General features: G+C 50.0%; 16 protein-coding genes. 10 read left to right on the top strand and 6 right to left on the bottom strand.

The window, feature by feature from the left end; translation table 11 throughout:
- Positions 1 to 11: 11 nt before the first annotated feature.
- Positions 12 to 1,613: an alpha/beta hydrolase gene (locus H6G21_RS04605; RefSeq protein WP_190571003.1), complete on the bottom strand. Its 1,602-nt coding sequence runs from the start codon at positions 1,611 to 1,613 to the stop codon at positions 12 to 14.
- Positions 1,614 to 2,228: 615 nt separating this feature from the next.
- Here H6G21_RS04605 and H6G21_RS04600 point away from each other — a divergent pair.
- Complete coding sequence (locus H6G21_RS04600) at positions 2,229 to 2,954, top strand: heme oxygenase (biliverdin-producing) (RefSeq protein ID WP_190571001.1); 726 nt, start codon at positions 2,229 to 2,231, stop codon at positions 2,952 to 2,954.
- Between the two features lie 306 nt (positions 2,955 to 3,260).
- Positions 3,261 to 4,247, top strand: coding sequence for a cation diffusion facilitator family transporter (locus tag H6G21_RS04595; protein ID WP_190570999.1), 987 nt, complete (start codon positions 3,261 to 3,263; stop codon positions 4,245 to 4,247).
- A 213-nt stretch (positions 4,248 to 4,460) separates the two neighbouring features.
- Here the strand turns inward: H6G21_RS04595 and H6G21_RS04590 are convergent, their stop codons facing one another.
- Positions 4,461 to 5,369, bottom strand: coding sequence for an SDR family NAD(P)-dependent oxidoreductase (locus tag H6G21_RS04590; protein ID WP_190570997.1), 909 nt, complete (start codon positions 5,367 to 5,369; stop codon positions 4,461 to 4,463).
- A 739-nt stretch (positions 5,370 to 6,108) separates the two neighbouring features.
- Here H6G21_RS04590 and cobW point away from each other — a divergent pair.
- Positions 6,109 to 7,188 (top strand): cobalamin biosynthesis protein CobW, encoded by a 1,080-nt coding sequence (gene cobW, locus H6G21_RS04585; protein WP_190570995.1) that lies wholly within the window; start codon positions 6,109 to 6,111, stop codon positions 7,186 to 7,188.
- Here the strand turns inward: cobW and H6G21_RS04580 are convergent.
- Both H6G21_RS04580 and crtH read right to left on the bottom strand, forming a co-directional pair.
- Positions 7,149 to 7,445, bottom strand: coding sequence for a Mo-dependent nitrogenase C-terminal domain-containing protein (locus H6G21_RS04580; RefSeq protein ID WP_199307034.1), 297 nt, complete (start codon positions 7,443 to 7,445; stop codon positions 7,149 to 7,151). The genes cobW and H6G21_RS04580 overlap by 40 nt on opposite strands.
- A 1,196-nt stretch (positions 7,446 to 8,641) precedes the next feature.
- Positions 8,642 to 10,204, bottom strand: a complete 1,563-nt coding sequence (gene crtH, locus H6G21_RS04575) for a carotenoid isomerase (RefSeq protein WP_190570992.1) — start codon at positions 10,202 to 10,204, stop codon at positions 8,642 to 8,644.
- Between the two features lie 494 nt (positions 10,205 to 10,698).
- On the opposite strand from crtH, the gene upp reads away from it, so the two are divergent.
- The 5 genes from upp (at position 10,699) to mscL (ending at position 14,710) form a co-directional block, all read left to right on the top strand.
- The gene (gene upp / locus H6G21_RS04570; protein ID WP_190570990.1) at positions 10,699 to 11,349 is read left to right on the top strand and encodes a uracil phosphoribosyltransferase; all 651 of its coding nucleotides are present in this window, start codon (positions 10,699 to 10,701) and stop codon (positions 11,347 to 11,349) included.
- Positions 11,350 to 11,660: 311 nt separating this feature from the next.
- Entirely contained in the window at positions 11,661 to 12,059 is a 399-nt protein-coding gene (locus H6G21_RS04565) for a hypothetical protein (protein ID WP_190570988.1), read from the top strand.
- A 98-nt stretch (positions 12,060 to 12,157) separates the two neighbouring features.
- Positions 12,158 to 12,469, top strand: a complete 312-nt coding sequence (locus H6G21_RS04560; protein ID WP_190570985.1) for a YggT family protein — start codon at positions 12,158 to 12,160, stop codon at positions 12,467 to 12,469.
- 210 nt (positions 12,470 to 12,679) lie between these two features.
- Positions 12,680 to 14,272 carry a DASH family cryptochrome gene (locus tag H6G21_RS04555; protein ID WP_190570982.1) on the top strand — a complete coding sequence of 531 codons (1,593 nt, stop codon included), beginning with the start codon at positions 12,680 to 12,682 and terminating at the stop codon, positions 14,270 to 14,272.
- Positions 14,273 to 14,305: 33 nt separating this feature from the next.
- Positions 14,306 to 14,710 (top strand): large conductance mechanosensitive channel protein MscL, encoded by a 405-nt coding sequence (mscL, locus tag H6G21_RS04550; RefSeq protein ID WP_190570980.1) that lies wholly within the window; start codon positions 14,306 to 14,308, stop codon positions 14,708 to 14,710.
- A gap of 204 nt (positions 14,711 to 14,914) precedes the next feature.
- Here the strand turns inward: mscL and groL are convergent, their stop codons facing one another.
- Together groL and H6G21_RS04540 are read right to left on the bottom strand one after the other, a co-directional pair.
- Positions 14,915 to 16,576 carry a chaperonin GroEL gene (gene groL / locus H6G21_RS04545; RefSeq protein ID WP_190570978.1) on the bottom strand — a complete coding sequence of 554 codons (1,662 nt, stop codon included), beginning with the start codon at positions 16,574 to 16,576 and terminating at the stop codon, positions 14,915 to 14,917.
- 172 nt (positions 16,577 to 16,748) lie between these two features.
- On the bottom strand, positions 16,749 to 16,889 hold the full coding sequence (locus tag H6G21_RS04540; RefSeq protein ID WP_190570976.1) for a hypothetical protein: 141 nt from the start codon (positions 16,887 to 16,889) through the stop codon (positions 16,749 to 16,751).
- Positions 16,890 to 17,978: 1,089 nt separating this feature from the next.
- Between H6G21_RS04540 and speY the strand changes: the two genes are divergently transcribed.
- Positions 17,979 to 19,262 (top strand): deoxyhypusine synthase, encoded by a 1,284-nt coding sequence (speY, locus tag H6G21_RS04535; protein WP_190570974.1) that lies wholly within the window; start codon positions 17,979 to 17,981, stop codon positions 19,260 to 19,262.
- 720 nt (positions 19,263 to 19,982) lie between these two features.
- Entirely contained in the window at positions 19,983 to 21,335 is a 1,353-nt protein-coding gene (locus H6G21_RS04530; RefSeq protein WP_190570972.1) for an NAD(P)/FAD-dependent oxidoreductase, read from the top strand.
- The last annotated feature ends 27 nt before the right edge of the window (positions 21,336 to 21,362 follow it).

Here is a 21,362-nt window from a genome sequence, read left to right as displayed (position 1 = left end):
AGTTGATTTATCTAAACCATCCCCGCTAACTTCAGTAACCGCGTCACCCCAGTAGGTAACTCCGAATTCATGCGTAGCGGCATTCCCGCCGTCGCGATCGACTGCACATAGCCCGCGCTCAAAAACGGCTTATATTTCTCCGCCTCCGGGGTCTGCTGCTTGACAAACGCCAAACTCACGCCCAGCACAGCCCGCCGCAATGGATCAACCTCCGCACCCACCTTTTCCTTCACCAAGGTTCGCGCTGCGGCCCCGACTTGGAAGCGCTCCCGATCGCTCACACTCAAATGGGTCGCCCCGATCGCCGTCATCAAATACTTAGGTGTTGGCAATTGCATAAACGGCTGTAACTGCTGCGTCAATGGTGGCGTCAAACTATCATCCGTACTGGCCAGCATTACCGTTGGCGTTTTCACCTGCGAGAGTCCCGATTTACCAAAGATTTTGCCCACCGCAGGATTGAGCGCGATCGTGCCCACCACTCGGCTATCCCGCAGGTTAATCCGGTTTCCCGCCAGTTCCGTCCCCGAACATTGCAACCAATCCGCCGGGGTACGCTGAATAATTTTGCTCTTTTGACAAAACTGGCGCAACTCATCCAACTGAATTTCACCCCCTGCGAGTGCCAACGCCCCATAGCCACCCAGGGAATGGCCCATGACGATTGCCTTTTGCGCATTCACCTTCCCGGACAACTCCGTTCGCTTGGCTAACTCATCCAAGACAAAGGAAACATCCTTTGGACGATCGAGTAACTCCTGCGGGGGTAAAAGCTTTTCGGGATTCAACGTCGGTCGGGTTTGGTTTTGAAACACAGAGGGGTGATCAATGGCGACCACACTAAACCCATGGGACGCCAAATGCTGTGCCACATAGGTTAGGAATTGCTTACTCGATTCAAATCCCGGAGAAATCACGACGATCGGCCCTTGTACGGTTTCCGGTAAATACAAATCCACCGGGAGCGATCGCTGGCGGCGAGAGTCGGTTAGCACGATCGTTTGCTGACTGACGGTCCCTTTTCCCGGCAAACTGGGATCGAACGACGCAGAAAAGTTCGTTTTCTCCACAGCCAAACTGCGCTGCAACAACGTACTCGTTGCCTGACTTTGCCAATAGGTCAAATTCAACTTGGAACCCAGTGCCGCCGCTTCCGACAGGTCGATCGTAATATTCTTTTGGGGAATGGCCTTGAGCACCCCGATCGCATCCAGTCCCCCGAACTGCTTTGCCGCGATCGTCACCCCGGCTTGGATCGCCTCTACGGTCAAACCCGGTGCCGCCGATTGCAAATTTTGCATCAACTGTTGCCCAGCCGGGGACTTCAATAAATCGCCCACGACTTGGCTACTGACCTTGGGATCCAGATCCAGCCTGGTATTTAACGCCTTGCGGGTTTCCGGCGTCAGCACGACAGAGAAAAATTGCAGACTCGGCGAGAGTTTACCTGTTTTGGCATAGGCTTCTACCTCCGCCACGCTGACCACCTGTTCAAAGGGGCCAAAGCGCAGCGTTACTTGCTCCGCTGCCTGAGCCGGAGATCCCCCAGCCCAGCCGATCGCCCCACTGGCGAGAACCCCCAGGCTCCAACATCTCCATCCGCTGCTTCCCATGGGTGCTTCTTCCTTCTGCGTCACACGCTTGCTAGAACAATCAAACTAACTTGTTAGACCAATCTTCTCAGACCAACTTGCCAGAACAACTTGCCAGAACAATTAAACCAAGTCGATTGTAACGACAGATTTTTTGTCCTGAAAGTTCCACGCATTCATGCTCGGATACCTGTTGTTCCGCCATCCCCTCCCAGTCCTTGCGCGACTCAGACGGGACTTCAAGGTATGTCCCGAACCGACCACCGCAATTGTTGACAAAATAACTCATTCCACACGAATCAAGGGGGTCTCAACTTTTTCCAGGCACTTTTTCCAGGCCAAGGAAGCCAAGAGTTCGCTAAGATAGGCAGTCCGGTCAGCCCCTAGCAACCACAAGTAAAAATGTAACGAGCCTAACGAATTTAAAGATTCGTAATAAAAACGCTCATCAAATCAGATTAATTTAACAATGGCAGGTCAAATTAGACTCGCCCTCTACAGCAAAAAGTTTTGACGAAAATTTTTTGCTAGAGTGTTTGAAAAACAAGTCAATCGCGCGGTTGTGGGCCACTGGGACACCTAAACCCCTGGAACACTGAAGCCATTGGGAACCTTAAAAGTGTTGGGAAAGTTAAAATGAGCAGCAATTTAGCATTGAAACTCCGCGAGGGCACTAAGAAAGCTCATACCATGGCGGAGAATACGGGGTTTATCGCTTGCTTTTTGAGAGGCACCGTTGAAAAAAGCTCTTACCGCAAGCTAGTTGCCAACCTTTACTACGTCTATTCGACGATGGAAGAGGAAATGCACAAGCTCAAGAATCACCCCGTGATGGGCAAAATGTATTTCCCGGAACTCGATCGCAAGGGTAGTCTAGAGAAAGATTTGGAGTACTACTACGGCTCCAACTGGCGATCGGAAATTTCGCCCTCTTCCGCAACCCAAGCTTACATCGACCAGATTAAAAAAGTCGGGACTGAGCAGCCTGAGTTGATGGTGGCACACCTTTACACTCGCTACATCGGTGACCTGTCTGGTGGGCAAATTCTTAAGAAGATTGCGGTCAACGCCATGAACCTCAACGAAGGCGAAGGCACCAACTTCTACGAATTCCAGCATATTGACGACGAGAAAGCCTTCAAAAAGATGTACCGGGAAACCCTGGACAGTCTGGCGATCGATGAAGCTACCGTCGATCAAATCGTTAACGAGGCAAATGATGCCTTCCATCACAACATGAACATGTTTAAGGAACTGGAAGGGAACCTCATCAAGGCGATCGGAGTTCAACTCTTCAACCTGTTGACCCGTCGGACTCGTCGCGGTAGCACCGAAGAAACCCTCGCAACCGCAGAAAACTAAGCTTAAGCGGGAAACCCCGCTGATAGCTAGGACTGGCCATGGAATAACCTAGACCACAATCTAGGTTGATTGGTCTACTATCCTCAAATTGTTTCTATGCCGTGTAAGGACGCTCAATAGGGCGTCCTTTAATTGTTTGTTGAATTCCTATTTGGGTGAAATAGTGAGGCTGTTTTTCCGTCTAGCGAGTTCTTCTCTGAATTAGAGGAGATGGGATGGCTGCAAGGGATTGCCTCAGTAGGCCCAGGAAGTGTCACAATTGGGCAAAGTCCAATCTTCAAGTGATGCGTTTGCTCACGACTCTCCATGACTCACTCCCATCATAATCATTCCCATTCCCATAATCGTTCCCATTCCCATAATCATTCCCATTCTCACCATTCCTTGCCCGATCGTTTCGATCGCGCATTTCTGCTCAGCGTTGGGCTAAACATTGCATTTACCCTCATCGAAGTCACCTATGGCCTGCTGGGTAACTCCCTAGCCTTGATTGCAGACGCAGGCCATAATCTCAGTGATGTGTTAGGTCTACTGTTGGCATGGGGGGCCAGTTGGTTGGTGCGGCGGCGTGCCAGCCTCAAGCGTACCTACGGTTTGCGGAAAGCATCCATTCTGGCCCCCTTAGCCAACGCCGTTTTACTACTCATTGCCTCTGGCGGCATTATTTGGGAGGCGATCCAGCGCTTTCAGCATCCTGAGGCCGTGGCCAGTGGCACCATGATGGTTATCGCTGCGATCGGGATTTTGATTAATGGCGGCAGTGCACTGCTCTTTTTCAAAGGTCGGCATACCGATGTAAATTTGCGAGGAGCTTTTTTACATTTAGCCGCTGATGCGATCGCCTCTGTGGGTGTGGTGTTAGCAGGGTTGCTAATCGCGATTACCCATTGGAACTGGATTGATCCGATCGCGAGCTTACTAGTCACCATGGGCATCATTTGGGGAGCATGGGATTTGTTGAATGACTCCTTGCATTTAGCAGTCGATGGGGTGCCTAAACAAATTGATGCCAAGGCGGTCTACCACTATTTAGCGGAACTACCGATCGTGGAACGGGTGCATGATTTACACATTTGGGCCATGAGCTCCACAGAAACAGCCCTAACAGCCCATTTAGTTATTCCTAGCGGTAATCCCGGCGATGCATTCCTAGCGGATCTTTACCATCACCTACACAGCTCATTTGGGATTGATCACCCGACCATTCAAATTGAAATGGGGGATGGAGATGCATTACATCGTTGCGAAACTCGATGCAATCCACGGGGATTTGAACACCATCATCCAATGTGATCTTATATTAGTAAATGAATAAATCCTATTAGCAATCGGTTGTCGCCAAAACTTGTGATTTTTCCACTCATTGCATTGTTCTAGATAGTGCCACCTTAGAATAGTGAAACCTTGACATGGTGAAACCTGAGAGGTGAAGCCTGGGAATGGCTCCTCTTGCTTTGAGCGTATCCTTTGAGCGTATCCAAAGCGTGCTATCCACTTCGCGATCGCTTAGCCCTTGAGGGCCGCTAACCGCCAAGATAGCCGCGATCGTAAACGCCGCAACAGCACTCCACTCCGTCGCCCAGGCAACTGCTGCACAAATCTCTGGGCAATTTGAGTCCAGCAATCTGCATGGGTTGACGCCCAAATTAAATGGCGGCTCGACTGATGCACGACCCATTCCACCAGGGTAGGACTGATGCGATTCCCCAAAATCAGTAAATGCCCCTGCCAGCCCACCGCCAGTTCCGATCGGGCCTGTTGCAGCCCTTTCACTAGCGCCTTGGCGACGTGCTGGGCTGAGATGGCAGTGACGCCCCGAAAGCTGTGAATCTGCTCAGCCATATCGGTGTCGGTCAAGGTGGGAAGGAGTGCCATAACTTGAATATTGTAGGGCGCTAATTCATGGCGAAGGGCTTGGGTAAAGCCTAGCAAAGCAAACTTGGAGGCTGAGTAACCCGTTAGCGTAGGTGCCGCCACTTTACTCATCAGACTACCCACATTGACGATCGCGCCACTGCGACGATCGGCCATCAAACGAGCGATGACTTGGGTAATGGAATAGGCTCCCAGGTAGTTGGTGGAAATTTCCTGTTGCACGTTGACTAGTTGGGATTGCAGGAAAGGTGCTTGGTAGGCAACTCCTGCACAGTTAACCAGAATGTCGATCGGCCCTTGGGTCTGCCATGCTCGGGTAATGGCTTGATTGACCGATAGTGTGTCTGTTAAATCCAGCGGTAAAACGCTGGCCTCGGCTCCCAGGTTTCTCACTTCAGTCGCGACTTGTTGTAACCGATCGCCGTTCCGCGCCACCAGTAATAATCGGCTAGCTCCTTGCTGCGCAAACTCCAGCGCGATCGCTCGACCAATACCACGGGATGCCCCAGTAATCAGGGCTTGTTTACCATTGATTTGCATGATTTAGACCTCTCAAACTGCATAGGGACGTGCAAAGTCCAAACCGAAACAGGTGAAGTCTTCTAAGCGTTTCATCAACCATCAAAATCAAGCTTGCATCATCAGGAGAGGGATCACTCCCAAATTTCCGTGATCATTTCTTTACTCTGAAATTTATTCGAGATTTATTCTGTCTCCGACAGCGATCGACTCTATCTTCTTCAAGCAATTACACAAAAGAAACATAAGGGTTTCTACATTTGCGTTTTTAGTATCCAAAAGAGATTTTTACAGGTATTTTTCTTTTGGATGAAGTTAGCCGAGTCAGTTGTATTTCTTGTATTCTCGTTGCCTTTCGTTGCCTTTCGTTGACTCTCAAGGTCACTAGATTGTGCGGAGCAGGCCACTTGACCCGATGGACTCTATAGGATGTGTTTGGAGAACTTAGGTAGTCAGGTGGATTTGCACGTCACTTTCACAAAGCTTAACAATTTTTTTGAGGTTCGCCCACTCTGATCAGGATTTGTAATCCCAAACGTCACCTTTGCTGCTTTTCAAATAAACAATTTGAATACATCGGCACCCTATAAAGTGTCAGAGGTGACAAAGTGTCGGAGGTGACAAAGTGTCGGAGGTGACGATCGCTGCTTTGCCCGCTCTACTCAAGCCATTCCTCCGGGGGGGATAGCTGGAATTCCCACGATCGCGTAGGATAATCGATTGTCTAGTTCATTTGTTTGATTTATTGGGTTCCCGAAGCATGGCAGCCAAAATTCCCGTTACCATCATCACTGGCTTTCTCGGCAGTGGTAAAACCAGCTTGATTCGTCATCTTTTGCAAAATAGCCAAGGCCGTCGCATTGCGGTTTTAGTGAATGAATTTGGCGAACTGGGGATCGATGGGGATCTCCTGCGAGATTGCCAGATTTGCGACGACGATGGTGTCGCGATCGCCCAAGAACCCGTCAGCAATATTGTAGAACTCAATAATGGTTGCCTTTGCTGCACGGTGCAGGAAGAGTTTTATCCCACAATGCAGGAATTAATTAAACGGCGGGACAGTATTGATTGTATTTTGATTGAAACATCGGGCTTAGCATTACCGAAACCATTAATTAAAGCTTTTAGTTGGCAGGATATTCGCCATGCAGTCACCGTCGATGGGGTTATTACCGTTGTAGACTGCGAAGCCGTTTCGCGCGGTACCCTAGCCCAAGATCTCCAAGCACTAGAAGCCCAGCGTCAAGCTGACCCTAACTTGGATCACGAAACGCCGTTACAGGAACTCTTTGAGGATCAACTGGCCTGCGCGGATTTGGTGATTTTGAACAAGACGGATTTAGTAAGCGCCTCAGAGATTACCCAAGTACAAACGCTAGTCCAGCAGGAACTACCCCGATCGGTCAAAATTGTGACCAATGGGCGCTCCCAGGCTGAAGCGCTGCCAGCGGACTTATTGCTGGGCTTTAATGCAGCCGTAGAAGATAATTTAGCGAGTCGTCCCAGCCACCATGATTTTGAAGAGGAACATGATCATGATGATGAAATCGACTCGACCCACGTCATTTTGGATCAAACCTTTGAGCCAGAGGTGCTTCGGCAGCGACTAGAAGCCCTCGTTAGACAACAGGAAATTTATCGAATTAAAGGATTTGTAGCCGTTCCCAACAAACCTATGCGACTGGTGGTGCAAGGTGTTGGAACCCGGTTTGAACAGTTCTACGATCGCCGTTGGCAACCTGAAGAACCGAGACAGACTAAACTCGTTTTTATCGGTCGCAGTTTGAATCCGGAGCTGATTCAGAAGGAGATCGTTTCGCCGCAGACATCCACTAGGTAGCAGAGAGAACGAAACCGTAAACCGACAAATTGGTCGTACAGGGGGTTCAACTTACACATCGGTGGAATGTGCGCCACCTTACGACCAAAGAGCACTACATCCCGTTCAAACGGACATTGCGCGGGGATCAACTTGCAGATGCGGTGGGCGGTTGCACGATCGGTAATTTCGATCGAGTCTAGCCAATTCCGAACGGGGTTCAGCAAATGATCCAGAAGGGTTGGGGTTGGGGGTTGGAGTTGAGAAGCTAAATTCATTTGAGACATAACACATCACCTTTTCGAACCTGAAGCTATCGATCGTTGTGAAGGATTCAGTCACTTTGCCGGGGAGGAATATGCGTCTGATTGCCTTCCTGTCCCTAAGATACCCATGCAAAGCTTTAAATTCCGTAAAGCTAACAGCAGAAAGTCAGCCATTTATGAGAAGAGATAGTGAAAATATCAGTTCAGTAGAAAGAATTGTCAAGAATCAGCAGATTGGCTCCTAGTGCATCTTTCAAGGTTTAGTCACCTCTTGGTTTTCTGTAGTTTTCGCTACAAATTTAATGATTTCTTTGTCTTGTAAATGACATCTCTAAGATGAATGAATGAGATAAGATTTGTCATTTATTCAGATTAGACATTAGTCAATGTAGGCTGAGTAACCTCTTAAAGTTGACGAGATCTGAAATTGATACGTTCTAGACTGGGCTGAGCAAGTGAACTGAGCTAGTAGGAATCGTCGGTATGGGGTCAGATTGCAAGCGCACGCAGTATCAAAAGCGAAGATCGGACTGAAGAAACCGGGTCAGGACTCTCGTGTAGTGCGAAGAATGGCAAGGAAGGATAGAAAAACAGATCGGAATAATCTGCACAAAGGGTCATTATTCAATAATCACAACGCCATGATTCTCTTTAATGCGCTGATTAACGGATTCAATAACCAAAACCAATTCCGTAGCATTGACTACACCTCCCGATGTGAGGGGTTGCTGTTGATTAAGATGACAGAGCTTTTAGTAAGTTAGCTCCGTAAAAATTCGGAAAATTTTTCCCTCTTTTTTAATTTCAACAAATAAATTTGTGAAATTGCAGACCACTGACTGCATTTGCTGCAATACCTTAATTGCCACTAGAAACATTGTGATGGCGATCGACGTATTGCAAAAATCCACTTGCAAAATTCACTTGCAAAATCCACTTGGATTGGCTGCTGTGGAGCTGACCTACCTACGGGATCGGTGCTCTGTGCAGATTTCTGTTTAGATACCTGTTCAGATTCCTGTCTTGAGATCGATGATAGGGGATCAATTCCTCGATCGGAGATCGGGATTTTTGATCTCAACGATAGTCATACCCAATTAATCTAGCCAGTTATGCAGATCCGCTCCGGAGGAAATCGGCAAATTCAGGCAATGATTAATTGCAGTAATTACCTAATGTTGGTTTTTTATATGGCTTCTTTTCTGACGCTACAGCCCTAAATCCACCGCAATTCGGTGAGCGCAGGCAAAACCCGAAAAGGCAACAGCATTTAAGCCTTGTCCCGGAAACGTACTATCTCCAACACAATACAAACCGGGGATCGATGTGCGATTGAACGGCATGCCTAAAAGTCCCAGCAACTTTTTACTGGGGATCGGGCCATAGGTGCCGTTATCTCGGCCTAGAAAACGACGGTGGGTGCGAGCGGTCCCCACTTCCTGATAATCCAAATTCGCTTCCAGGTTTGGGAAAACTTGGCTGAGCCGGGAGATTAACTGCGCAGCGGCGGCTTCTTTTTTCGCTTCGTAGGCTTGGGGGGTGAGATTTTTCCACTGATCGATCGTACTGGGCGTAAAGGCATGGATGATGTGATGACCTGCGGGCGCAAGGCTGGGATCAAGCAAGGTGGGGATGGAGACAAAAATGGTTCCTTGCTCAGCTTCCATGGTGGCCCAGTCTTCTAGCAAGATATGGTGACAATCCGTTCCTTCCGGTAGGGCTGCTGCTTTTACCCCCAGATGCAAACTGAGAAAACTGGGAGACTGCTGATAGCGTTGTTGCCATCGTTTCTCACTAGCTGGCATCTTGGCGGTAGGCAAAAGGTTTTCAAAGGTATCCCATCGGGTTGCATTGGAAACAATCCGTTTCGCAAGAATCGTTTCTCCAGAAACCAGCTTGACCCCTACAGCGCGATTATTTTCCGTGACAATCTCTGTTACCCTTGCCTTGTAGAGGATTTTGCCGCCTGCTTTTTCTAGCCCTTCCACTAATTTCTGGGCGATCGCACCCACACCGCCCTTGGGATAATTGATCCCGCCATAGTGGCGATCGCTAAACACCATGCCTGCATTAATCATGGGGGTTAGGTCCGCTGGCACCACTGACCAGCAATAACATTCCATGTCGATAAACTTGAGGAGTTCGGGATCCTGAATATAGCGGCGGGCAATATCGCCAACATTTTGCGGTAGATATTTGACCAACCCCAGACAGGCCAAGGGATGCTGGAAAAACACACGCATTAGGTAGCGAGGCTCTTCTAGGGACAGCAGTTCCATCGCATTTAGGCAGTTAAAGACCGTCCAGCACTCGTCATAGAACTTACGGATCCCCACTGCTTCTTTGGGAAATCGCTGGATCAGTTCTTGCAAAAACGCTTCGTAGTCTCGATGAACTTTGGGATCAAGACCGTTGGGAAGATGGTAATGGATTTGTACAGGGTCGGGGATCGTTTCAATTTCCATGCCAACGGCTTCTAAGGCACGGGTCAGTAAATTCGTGGTGCCTTCTTTGCCAAAGCCAAAGATCATGGAGGCCCCCACATCAAACCGATAGCCCTGGCGCTCAAAATAGCCCGCACTCCCTCCGGGGATCAAATAGCGTTCCAGCACTAAAACCTTAGCGCCCTTAGCCGCAAGCTGTGTCGCTGTTACTAATCCACCAATCCCGGAGCCAATGACAATGGCATCGTAAGTCTGGGGATCAATCGCCTGAGATCGTAGCGCTACAGAGCGATCGTCCGTTAAATCTGTTTGAGACACCACTGCCATGGAACCCCCATTCCAAAAACCACGTATTTCAAAGCACGTAACTTAGTGTAACGGTTTGTTGCACAGTCCTATCAGACTGCGACTAAAAACAGAGCTGCGGCCAAAAGATTGAGTTGGATCGATCGGGTGGCAAAAATGACAAAAAAAGAGGGGGGACACGATCGCTGCCGTCGCTGCCGTTGGGCCCCACCTACCGATCCTCTAGAGAGGAGAACACTGTAGAGTACTGTAGCTCTATTGAAATTTAATGTCAATACTATTGAGAGCTAGTTGCATTTATCGGATTTGCGATCGTGCTGAATTAATTGGGATTCATTGCGGCGACGCTAGGCCGATAGTGAACCGCTCATCTCAGGCCAGTAGCAAATTTCAGGCCAATCGTAAATTTTATTCTGTGAGATTTTAGGGTTTCCCTGATCTAGAGACGGGGACAGAGTATGATAGGGCAGACTTAAACCTGTCTTACCCCTGAAATAGGATTCATTAGGATTCATATGACTGTTCAGCTGCGTGTCTATGTGCCACCCCACCCGCTCATCAAGCATTGGTTGGGCGTTGCCCGTGATGCGGGAACCCCACCAGCTTTGTTCCGTAGCGCCATGACCGAGCTGGGACGATGGCTGACCTATGAAGCAGTACGGGATTGGCTGCCCACAACCGATACAACGATTGAGACGCCCTTGGCGAGTTGTCCAGCGACTTTTATTAATCCAGAAGTCCCCGTCGTGGTAGTGCCAATTTTACGGGCTGGCTTGGCTTTGCTGGATGGAGCCCAGGCATTATTGCCTTTGGCCTCGATTTACCATTTGGGAATTGTACGCAACGAGGAGACCTTAGAAGCCAGCTGCTATCTCAACAAACTCCCGGAACGTCTGAATCCCGAAACGAAAGTTCTGATTACGGATCCGATGCTGGCAACGGGGGGAACCACCACCATGGCAATGGATGAGTTGACCAGTCGTGGGGTTGATCCTGCCAATGTGCGGATTATTGCTGTCGTAGCGGCCCATGCCGCTTTGCAGAAGCTTAGTGTGACCTACCCAATGCTCAATATCTTTACGGCGGGAATCGATGAAACCTTGAACGATCAGGGCTACATTGTGCCAGGGTTGGGGGATGCGGGCGATCGCACCTTTGGGACTTAGAGCACCTTTGGGACTTGAGCAGAGACCTGTGGGGTTTGGGAAATAGGGTTGTATAAACGGGGCAGTCAGTTCTGAGAGGGATGGCTTGTCCCCTGTTTTCCCATGACATGCTGGTTCCCCATGACATGACTCAGTGTTCTTTTTGGCGAGTCCAAGGGATTTTGGGCGAACCCAAGTTATTGTGGATGAACCCAGATCTCCAGGGCCAGATCTCCAGGACTCGATCCCCAGGGAAAGTACGCAAGGTAGAAGAGTGGGATCGAGACGTAATAGGATAGATTCAGGATCGGCAGTTTTGAGCAGATTGGGCCATGAGTCAGCAAGACAATTTCTCCAGTGGGTTTATTTTGGGTACCATCATCGGTGGCCTTGCCGGTGGGGTGCTGGGTGCTGTGCTTGCCCATCGCTCGACTGGCAAAGCGGAGCTTGAGGGGTCTAGCTCCAGCAGTTCTAACCTCAGCCAAACAGACGATGAGACGACCAAGCCCCCTCGGTCTCGCAAACGCGCATTGAGGGTTGCCACGGATACGGTCTCTACTGAGCAGACGATCGAACTGGCTCGGCAGAGTTTGGAAGAAAAAATTGCTCAGTTGAATCAAGCGATCGATGGCGTGCAGCAACAATTACGCCATGTCAACGGCAGTGGTCAATTGGAGGAGCTAACCCTACACTCCGAGCGCCCTGAAAGCCGCACAAGTGAGGATTCCTAGCATCCACGTAACGCTAAAAAATCCAGTAAACTAAAGAAGTCCAGTCAAGCAGTCAAGTCATTCGAGCGATTAGCCGAACGTTTGGGAGCGCAAGATTTATGAACTCAGCCACAGCCATTCTGATTCAGACCCTTCTGTCGTTTTTAACTATCTACAACGGCTTGCTGTTGCTACGAGTGCTGTTGAGTTGGTTCCCAAACATTCAGTGGTATAACCAACCCTGGGCCATTCTGTCACAGCTAACCGATCCCTATCTCAACCTATTCCGATCGATTATTCCGCCCCTAGGTGGCATGGATTTTTCTCCTATTCTGGCCTTTGTTGCGCTTAGCGTTGCTCGACAGTTAATTGTTTCTGCATTGGCTCCCGCGATGGCGTATGTGAGTAGTTCGCTGCTGGGCATGGTATAGATTCGAAATGATTACGATTTGAAATGATTACGAAATGATGCTGCTAAAAAGCTACGCTTAGCAGTCATCCATCTATTTAGCTCTTTTCAAGAGACAGCGATCGCAACGATCGCTGTTTTTTATGGCGGTTTATGGCATCGCCAGCCCGTTGATTCAAGCGCAGCTCTTTGAGCACCGAGCTGGTGTCAGTTCACGTTGAGAACAAGGACTATGGCTAGACAAGCAGTTATTCTTTGGTTCCGTAATGATCTCCGAATTCACGATCATGGGTTGCTGAGCCAAGCTGCCCAGTCCGGGGCTGTGGTGATCCCTGTCTACTGTTTTGATCTGCGGCAGTTTGGCACAACTTCCTTTGGGTTTCCCAAAACAGGGCCATGGCGATCGCAGTTTTTGTTGCAGAGCGTGGCGGATCTGCGGCGATCGTTGCAAACGCTGGGAAGTGATTTGATCCTCCGCGTTGGGTATCCAGAGGTGGAAATCCCCAAGCTGGTGCAGCAGCTGCTTTCGAGTGCAGAAGATGGTCTGGAGATCCAGGCGGTCGCCTTTCACCAAGAGGTTACCGCTGAGGAACTGCAAGTGGAACAGGGCCTGCAACGATCGCTCAAAGCGTTGAACATTCCAGTGCAAACGGCTTGGGGGGCTACGCTGTACCATCCCGATGACTTGCCCTTTGCGATGCCGGACTTGCCAGAACTGTTCACCACCTTTCGCAAGCAAGTCGAAAAGGCTGCAACCATCCGCCCCTGTGCCCCTACCCCGAACACACTTCCTACCCTCCCCGCCCAGATCGATCGGGGTGACTTACCAACCTTAGAAACCCTAGGTGTTACCCGCCCTACGGCGGATCCCCGGTGTCAATTTCAATTCACAGGTGGAGCAACAGCGGGAATAAACCGGGTGCAAGCGTACATTTGGCAGCGCGATCGCCTGAGGATTTATAAAGAAACCCGCAATGGCATGTTGGATCCCGATGACTCCAGCAAATTTTCCCCTTGGTTAGCGTTGGGCTGCCTATCGCCGCGCTATCTCTATGAGCAAGTCGCCCAATACGAAACCCAACGGATTCGCAACGACTCCACCTACTGGCTCATTTTTGAACTTCTATGGCGCGATTATTTTCGCTGGGTCTGCGCCAAGCACGGCGATCGGGTGTTCTATCGAGACGGTTTACGGGGCGTGAGCTTTCCTTGGAAGCAGGATTGGCCACGCTTTGAGCAATGGCAGGCGGGGCAAACCGGATATCCGCTGGTGGATGCCAATATGCAGGAACTGGCGGCCACGGGCTTTATGTCCAACCGAGGACGGCAGAATGTCGCGAGTTTTCTGACTAAAAATTTGGGGATCGATTGGCGGATGGGGGCGGAATATTTCGAGTCCCAACTGATTGACTACGATGTGTGCAGCAACTGGGGGAATTGGAATTACGCCGCCGGAGTTGGGAATGATGCCCGTGGTTTCCGGTTCTTCAACATTACGAAACAGGCCAAGGATTACGATCCCCAAGGAAAATACGTCAAACACTGGTTGCCCTGTCTGGCCAAATTACCTGTCAATCAAGTGCATGAACCCTGGAAATTGGGCAACGCTGAGCAAAAACCAAACGCTGAGCAAAAACAATGGGGGATACGGGTAGGCGTGGATTATCCCCATCCGATCGTTGATTTGTTCAAATCTGCCACGGCCAACGAGCAACGCTATGAAGCGGCGTTTCCTCCAAAAACAGGATATTTCCCAAAAAAAGATAAAAATCTCCCTAAGCAAGAGATTCATAGAAGTGAAACAGCCCCTATAATACGCCCATAGCAAATTTTCGATATTAGGAAGGCACAGCTTTTTATGGCACGGTCTAGCTTTTGGGATGATTTCAAGGCGTTTCTCATGCAGGGAAACGTTGTAGACCTAGCAGTTGCAGTAGTGATTGGGGGCGCATTTGGCAAAATTATTACTTCCTTGGTAGAAGACATTATTACGCCAGCAATTTTGAGTCCTGCATTGACCGCCATCAATGCCAAGAATCTAGAGGCTTTGTCTTACAACGGCATCCTCTACGGTAAGTTTCTGGCAGCGGTACTCAGCTTCTTGGTAATTGCGCTTTCAATCTTTATCTTGATTCGCACGATGGAAGCCGCCAAGAAGAAACTGCAACGCCAGAAGGCTCTAGAAGAAGCCGAGGCAGCAGCAGCACCTGATCCGCAAGTTGTATTGTTGGAACGCATTGCCCGCGCGGTTGAATCGCGTTAATCTGCCTCAGTCTCTCAAGCGATGTGCTCATACCCAAGCTTTTATAAAAATACCCGGTATATAGCCCCAATCATTTTGTCGATCATCCGGCAATCCCATAAATCTCAATACTGAAAAGCGCGATCGCTTCCTCAAATCAGAGAGCGATCGCGCTTTTTATGATTCACAGGTTGCCGTTAACGGGACGGACAACACCACCAGGGATTACATCATCCCCATGCCGCCCATACCACCCATGCCACCCATACCGCCCATGCCACCCATATCGGGTGCTGCCGCAGACTTCGGTTCAGGCTTTTCAACCACGAGGGCTTCCGTGGTCAGTACCATGGAAGCGATCGACGCCGCATCTTGCAACGCAGAACGGACAACCTTAGCGGGATCGATTACCCCAGAGGCCACCAAGTCTTCGTAGGAATCGGTCAGGGCGTTATACCCCATATTGAAGTCCAGGGCACGGACTTTCTCAACCACAACGGATCCTTCAACCCCTGCATTGTCGGCAATTTGCTTCAGGGGTGCTTCCAGCGATCGGGCGATGATATCCACACCGATCTTCTCTTCAGAGTTCGTTAAGCCTGCTTTGACCGCATCTAGCTTGGAAGCCAAGTGCAACAGGGTCACGCCACCACCGGGGACTGTCCCTTCAGCAACCGCAGCCTTGGTTGCATTCAGAGCATCTTCAATCCGCAGCTTGCGATCCTTGAGTTCGGTTTCCGTCGCAGCACCCACCTTGATGACTGCAACGCCACCGGCCAGTTTGGCGATCCGTTCCGATAGCTTTTCCTTGTCGTATTCGGAATCCGAGGCATCCAATTCCCGGCGCAGTTGCTCCACCCGCTTTTGGATGTTAGCCGCATTCTCCGCCGCAGACACGATCGTGGTCGAATCTTTGGTAATGCTGATTTTACGCGCCTTGCCCAGCATATCGAGGGTGGCGGTATCCAGGCTCAGACCCATGTCTTCCGAGATCACTTGACCATCGGTGAGCACAGCGATGTCTTGCAGCATGGACTTGCGGCGTTCCCCAAAGCCTGGAGCCTTAATCGCAGCAACGTTCAAGACACCCCGCAGACGGTTGACCACCAAAGTGGTCAGGGCTTCCCCTTCGATGTCTTCCGCAATAATCAGCAACGGTTGTCCAGCCCGTGCCACCTTCTCCAGAATGGGCACCAACTCCTGAACGGAGCTGATTTTCTTATCCGTCAGCAGGATGGCCATGTTTTCAAACTCAGCCAGCAACCGCTCGACATCGGTCACAAAGTAGGGAGACAGGTAACCCCGATCGATCTGCATCCCTTCCACGACATCCATGTCGGTATCCAGGGACTTGGACTCTTCCACGGTGATGACGCCATCTTTGCCCACCTTGTCCATGGCTTGGGCAATCATCCCACCAATTTCTTCGTCGTTGCCTGCGGAAATGGTCGCAACTTGGGCGATCGCATTGCCTGCAACGGGCTTAGCGACGGCTTGAATTTCTTCAACCAGCGCAGCCACAGCCTTTTCCATTCCCCGCTTCAGCGCGATCGGGTTGGAGCCAGCGGCGACATTTTTCATGCCTTCCCGGATCATCGCTTGGGCCAGAACCGTTGCAGTGGTGGTTCCATCACCAGCTAGATCGTTGGTCTTAGAAGCCACTTCCCGGATGAGTGAAGCGCCGGTATTTTCCAGTGGATCTTCCAGTTCAATTTCTTTCGCGATGCTGATGCCGTCGTTCACGATTTGGGGGGCACCATACTTTTTCTCCAGGAGTACGTTGCGACCTCTTGGCCCCAAAGTCACTTTCACTGCATCGGCCAGTGCATTGACACCGCGTTCCAGTGCCTGACGTGAAGCTTCATCAAAGACGACGATCTTTGCCATAGTGTATGCCTTCCAGAGTTCCGTATTTGACTCTAGCACTCCATGACCAAGAGTGCTAAAAGCTATAGGATCGGAAAACCGTCATTCCATGCTGCAATGGATCACGCCGGATCGCGTCCTGCAGAACATCACTGCGGTCAGACCTAAATCGATGCAATCTAATCGATGCAATCTAGCTGCGATCGATGGGATCTGTGGGATCTGTATAGTGTGGGTCTGGTGTGGCTCGTCGATCGCGCGTTGATGGCGTGAGGTGTAGATCCTGATATTCCGCAATGTGCATTTCCGGAGGGCAATGGTAGGATCGAGGCATCTATCAACGAAAAGGGCGTATACCAAGTTGGCGCACTACCCACTGATTGACTACCCTTGGCGACCCTTGTGGTATCTTGATGTGAACCTCAAGGAAAAACGTAAGACAGATCCTGCACTATCCTGGGTGGATCGGTGTGAGCCGCCGTGTATAGGCTGATTCGATCGACTATCGCTTCACGGTTGACTGTATCAGTTCTCACGCTTAAGTGTACGCTTAGCATTTCTATATTCTTCCTCTGGTCTGCTCTGATTGGGTGATGGTGCTGCAACTTCTACTGCTGTGCAATCTCTATCAATGTTCAGAATCAATGTTCAGAGAATGTTCAGAGCCTGTAAAGCTCAGAGCCATCAACATTCAGAGTGGATCAACGTTCAGGGTGGGTCAACATGTTCTATCCAGCTCTCAGGTTTGCTCCAAGCGCGACAAACCTCATTCCACTGTGGATTGTACCTGTGGATTATGACTGTGGATGAGAACCGTAGATTCATGACCATGGATTGTACCTGTTGGATCTCAACCGCCTTTTGGAAAATATAGACCGATTAAGGTCTTTGGTGGGATGAGGTTCCTGAACCTGAGGTACCCAAAACGGAAATCCCTGGACAGAAGAGGAACTGATCCTGATCGGTCAACAGCTTCGATCGAATCATTGAGTTTGAGTCAATGAGTTTGACAAATTTGCCACGTTTTTGCGCTTTTGCCACGTTTTTGCGTTGCCATTGATTTCTAGCATTGTGCTGTACGATTCATCCAATCTGATGCAGGGGCAACCCGATGCAGGGGCAATCTAGCGCAAGGTCAACCTAACGTAAAGTCAATCCGCTAGTTCAATCAGTTGGTTTTTCGGTCAAACCGGCTCCTACCTTTAGGCTAGGTGATACCCCATTAAGTGATCAATACTCCCAATTGAGTGATTGCTATAGGGATGCACCCTGTACGGACAGACGCCGGACAAGGGAAGACTGGAAGTATTCTGCGTTGAGTTTCGTTGTCGAGTTTCGTTGTGCTGAGCTTTTGTTGAATGGAAGGCTCGTTGAGTGAAATTCTCACTGAGCTGAATGCTTTTTTACTGTCTGGAGTGCACTCATGTCAAAGTTTTACAGTCAAAAAATCACCCCGATGCCCATGCCGGAAAGCATCAATGTTGTGGATCTGGTTGATCATTATTTCACCGCTTACAACTCAGCACGGCTCCGGGAAACCTGTCAGTTGTTAGCGCGGCAAGTCTTTCAGCCAGGAGTCACGGTTGGGCTGAGTTTGTCAGGGGCTTTAACCCCGGCGGGATTTGGGGTGTCCGCGATCGCGCCGTTGATGCGAGCGGGCTTTATTGACTGGATTATCAGCACAGGGGCCAACCTCTACCATGACATGCACTATGGCCTCGGCTTGGCCCTCTATGCCAGCAATCCCTTTGTGGATGATGTGAAACTCCGGCAAGAAGGTCGCATTCGCATTTACGACATTGTGTTTGACTATGATGTGCTGCTCAGTACCGATGCATTTTTGCGTCAGATTCTCCAGGCAGAACCCTTCCAGAAACGCATGGGCACAGCGGAGTTTCACTACCTTTTAGGGAAGTATGTTTACGAGATTGAGCAACAGGTGGGGGTACAACAACCGTCGCTGCTGTCCACGGCCTATGAGTGTGGCGTGCCGATCTACACCTCTTCTCCAGGGGACAGTTCGATCGGTATGAATGTGGCAGCGGTGGCGCTGGATGGCAATGATCTGTTTATCGATCCCATGATTGATGTCAATGAAACGGCAGCGATCGCCTATGCTGCGAGACAAACGGAGTCTGGGGACGTGGGCAAAAGTGCCGCCATTATCCTGGGGGGTGGCAGTCCCAAAAACTTTCTTCTGCAAACCCAGCCCCAACTACATGAAGTCCTGGGATTGGAAGAACGGGGCCATGATTTCTTTATCCAAATTACTGATGCGCGACCGGATACGGGGGGGCTGTCCGGTGCCACGCCCAGTGAAGCGGTCAGTTGGGGTAAGGTTGATCCCGAAGAGTTGCCCAGCGCGATCGTGTGCTACACCGACAGTACCATCGCCCTGCCCATTTTGACCGCTTACACCCTCAACCAAAGTGCACCTCGGCCCTTAAAACGGCTCTACGATCGCCGGGATGCAATGATGGATGAGCTACGTCGAGACTACAATGCTGCGAAGAAAACGGCTGCAACGCTCAAATCTCAAGCTCCAGCCTTGTCAATCATAGACAAATCCGTCATAGATAAATCCGTCTCAGATAGCTCTGGTCTAGAGAAACCTGTCTTAGACAAACCGATCTTAGACCCTGTTTTAGGCAAAGTGCCTGAGAAACCTGTTGCAACCTATCCCTGCGGAACACCGATCCGACGGTAACGATCGCAGAAATCAACCCAATGGGCAATCTTGTAGACGATGCAATCGATGCAATCTATGAGGTTGCCTATTATTGTTGGAGCCTCGTTGCTGGGGCATCGGTGCGAAATTGTTGAGGCATTGATGAATGAGCGATCGAGATTTGTAGAGATTGCTGGACTGATTGCAAGGGGTTCTTAAATTGCTTGGGCAATCCCGATCTCCATCTCGATCGTTCTGTAATCGATTGTGCTTTTTGTAAAACTTATCAATGCTATAGCTATTTCTAATCACAGGCTGGGTGCGTCAGCTTTAATACCCATCAACAGCACATTGATCGAATATCAATGATTGGATATCAACGACCGCACATCAACTGCACATCGCATATGCAGATCCCATAGATTTCGCTCGAATACCTTTCGCTCGAATACCTTTCGCTCGAATACCTTTCGCTCAAATACCTTTCGCTCGAACGTCCCTAGGTTGAACGTATTGAGCTCGAACGTATTTAGCTCAAGCATAGTTAGATCGAGTTGGCTCGAATTAACTCGATCAGGGGTGCTTCTAGAAACTTTTCGTCGATCGCGCTTTACCAATTTTGATCGATCCCTGCAAAATAAAGTTCAAGCGAAGTTGATAAAGAAACATATCTTGATTATTACAATAGGTAACATTATCGATTAAGCTCAATAACCCGTCTCCTCCTCCTGTTTCACAGTTACATCAGCGAAGGTCAACATGACAGACACTCCAGCTCGGCAGCGTGTAGTGATTATTGGTGGTGGCTTTGGGGGACTCTACACCGCAAAAGCGCTGGGCAGTACCCAATTTGAAGTCACCCTGATTGATAAGCGGAACTTTCACCTTTTCCAACCGCTGCTCTATCAAGTGGCAACGGGAACCTTGTCTCCAGCGGATATTTCTTCACCGCTGCGGGCGATCGTCAGCAAGCACAAAAATGTGCGGGTATTGATGGATGAGGCGATCGACATTGACCCCGTGGCCCAAAAGGTGATCTTGCAAAGCCAAGAAATCGAGTATGACAAGCTGGTTGTGGCCACAGGAGCCAGCCACCACTATTTTGGTAATGATCAGTGGAAGGATGTGGCACCGGGCTTGAAGACGATCGAAGATGCGATCGAAATGCGACGGCGGATCTTTTCAGCCTTTGAAGCAGCGGAAAAGGAAACTGATCCAGCGTTGCGGCGGGCTTGGTTGACCTTTGTGATTGTGGGTGCGGGGCCTGCGGGGGTGGAACTGGCCGGAGCGATCGCCGATCTGGCCTTTAAGACGATGAAGGATGACTTCCACCACATCGATCCGACCGAAACCCAAGTGATTCTGCTGGAAGGGCTCGATCGAGTCTTACCGCCCTATCCGCCAGAATTGTCTCAGAAGGCACATGTTGCGTTGGATCGCTTGGGCGTGAATGTGCAAGTCAGCACCCGCGTGACCAATATTGAAGATGGCGCAGTGACGGTTCTGCAAGGCGAAACCTCCAAGACAATTCCTGCCAAAACAGTCCTGTGGGCCGCAGGCGTGAAAGCCTCTCCGATCGGCAAAGTCTTGGAAGAACGGGCTGGCGCAACCCTCGATCGGGTGGGGCGGGTGATGGTGCAGCCCGATCTCAGTCTGGAGTCCCAGCCCAATATTTATGTGATTGGCGACTTGGCTAATTTTTCCCACCAAGGAGAGAAGCCTTTGCCGGGTGTGGCAGCGGTGGCGATGCAGGAAGGCGAATATGTCTCCGATCTATTGCAAGCCCAAGCGAAAGGAGCAACTTTACCCGCGTTTAAGTACACCGATTTGGGCAGTATGGCCGTCATTGGCGATAACGAAGCGGTAGTAGACATGGGCTTTATCAAGTTCTCCGGCTTCTTTGCTTGGCTAGCCTGGGTTGTGGTTCACATTTACTACCTCATCGAAGTCGATAACAAGATTGTTGTAATGACCCAGTGGGCTTGGAACTACTTCACCCGCAGCCGTGGGGCACGGATTATTACCGGAACCGATTTACAAGCAGTGTCTGACCCTGGGGATAATTCTGTAGATCGTACGGAGGAGAAAGTCCCTGCCCTGTCTGGGAAGTAATTGATTCCAGTCCAGTCTTGTCTAATC

The organism is Alkalinema sp. FACHB-956 (assembly GCF_014697025.1).
Classification (GTDB): domain Bacteria; phylum Cyanobacteriota; class Cyanobacteriia; order Leptolyngbyales; family Leptolyngbyaceae; genus Alkalinema.
The sequence above is the reverse complement of the archived record's forward strand: the minus strand, read 5'-3'. Positions and strand labels throughout refer to the sequence as shown.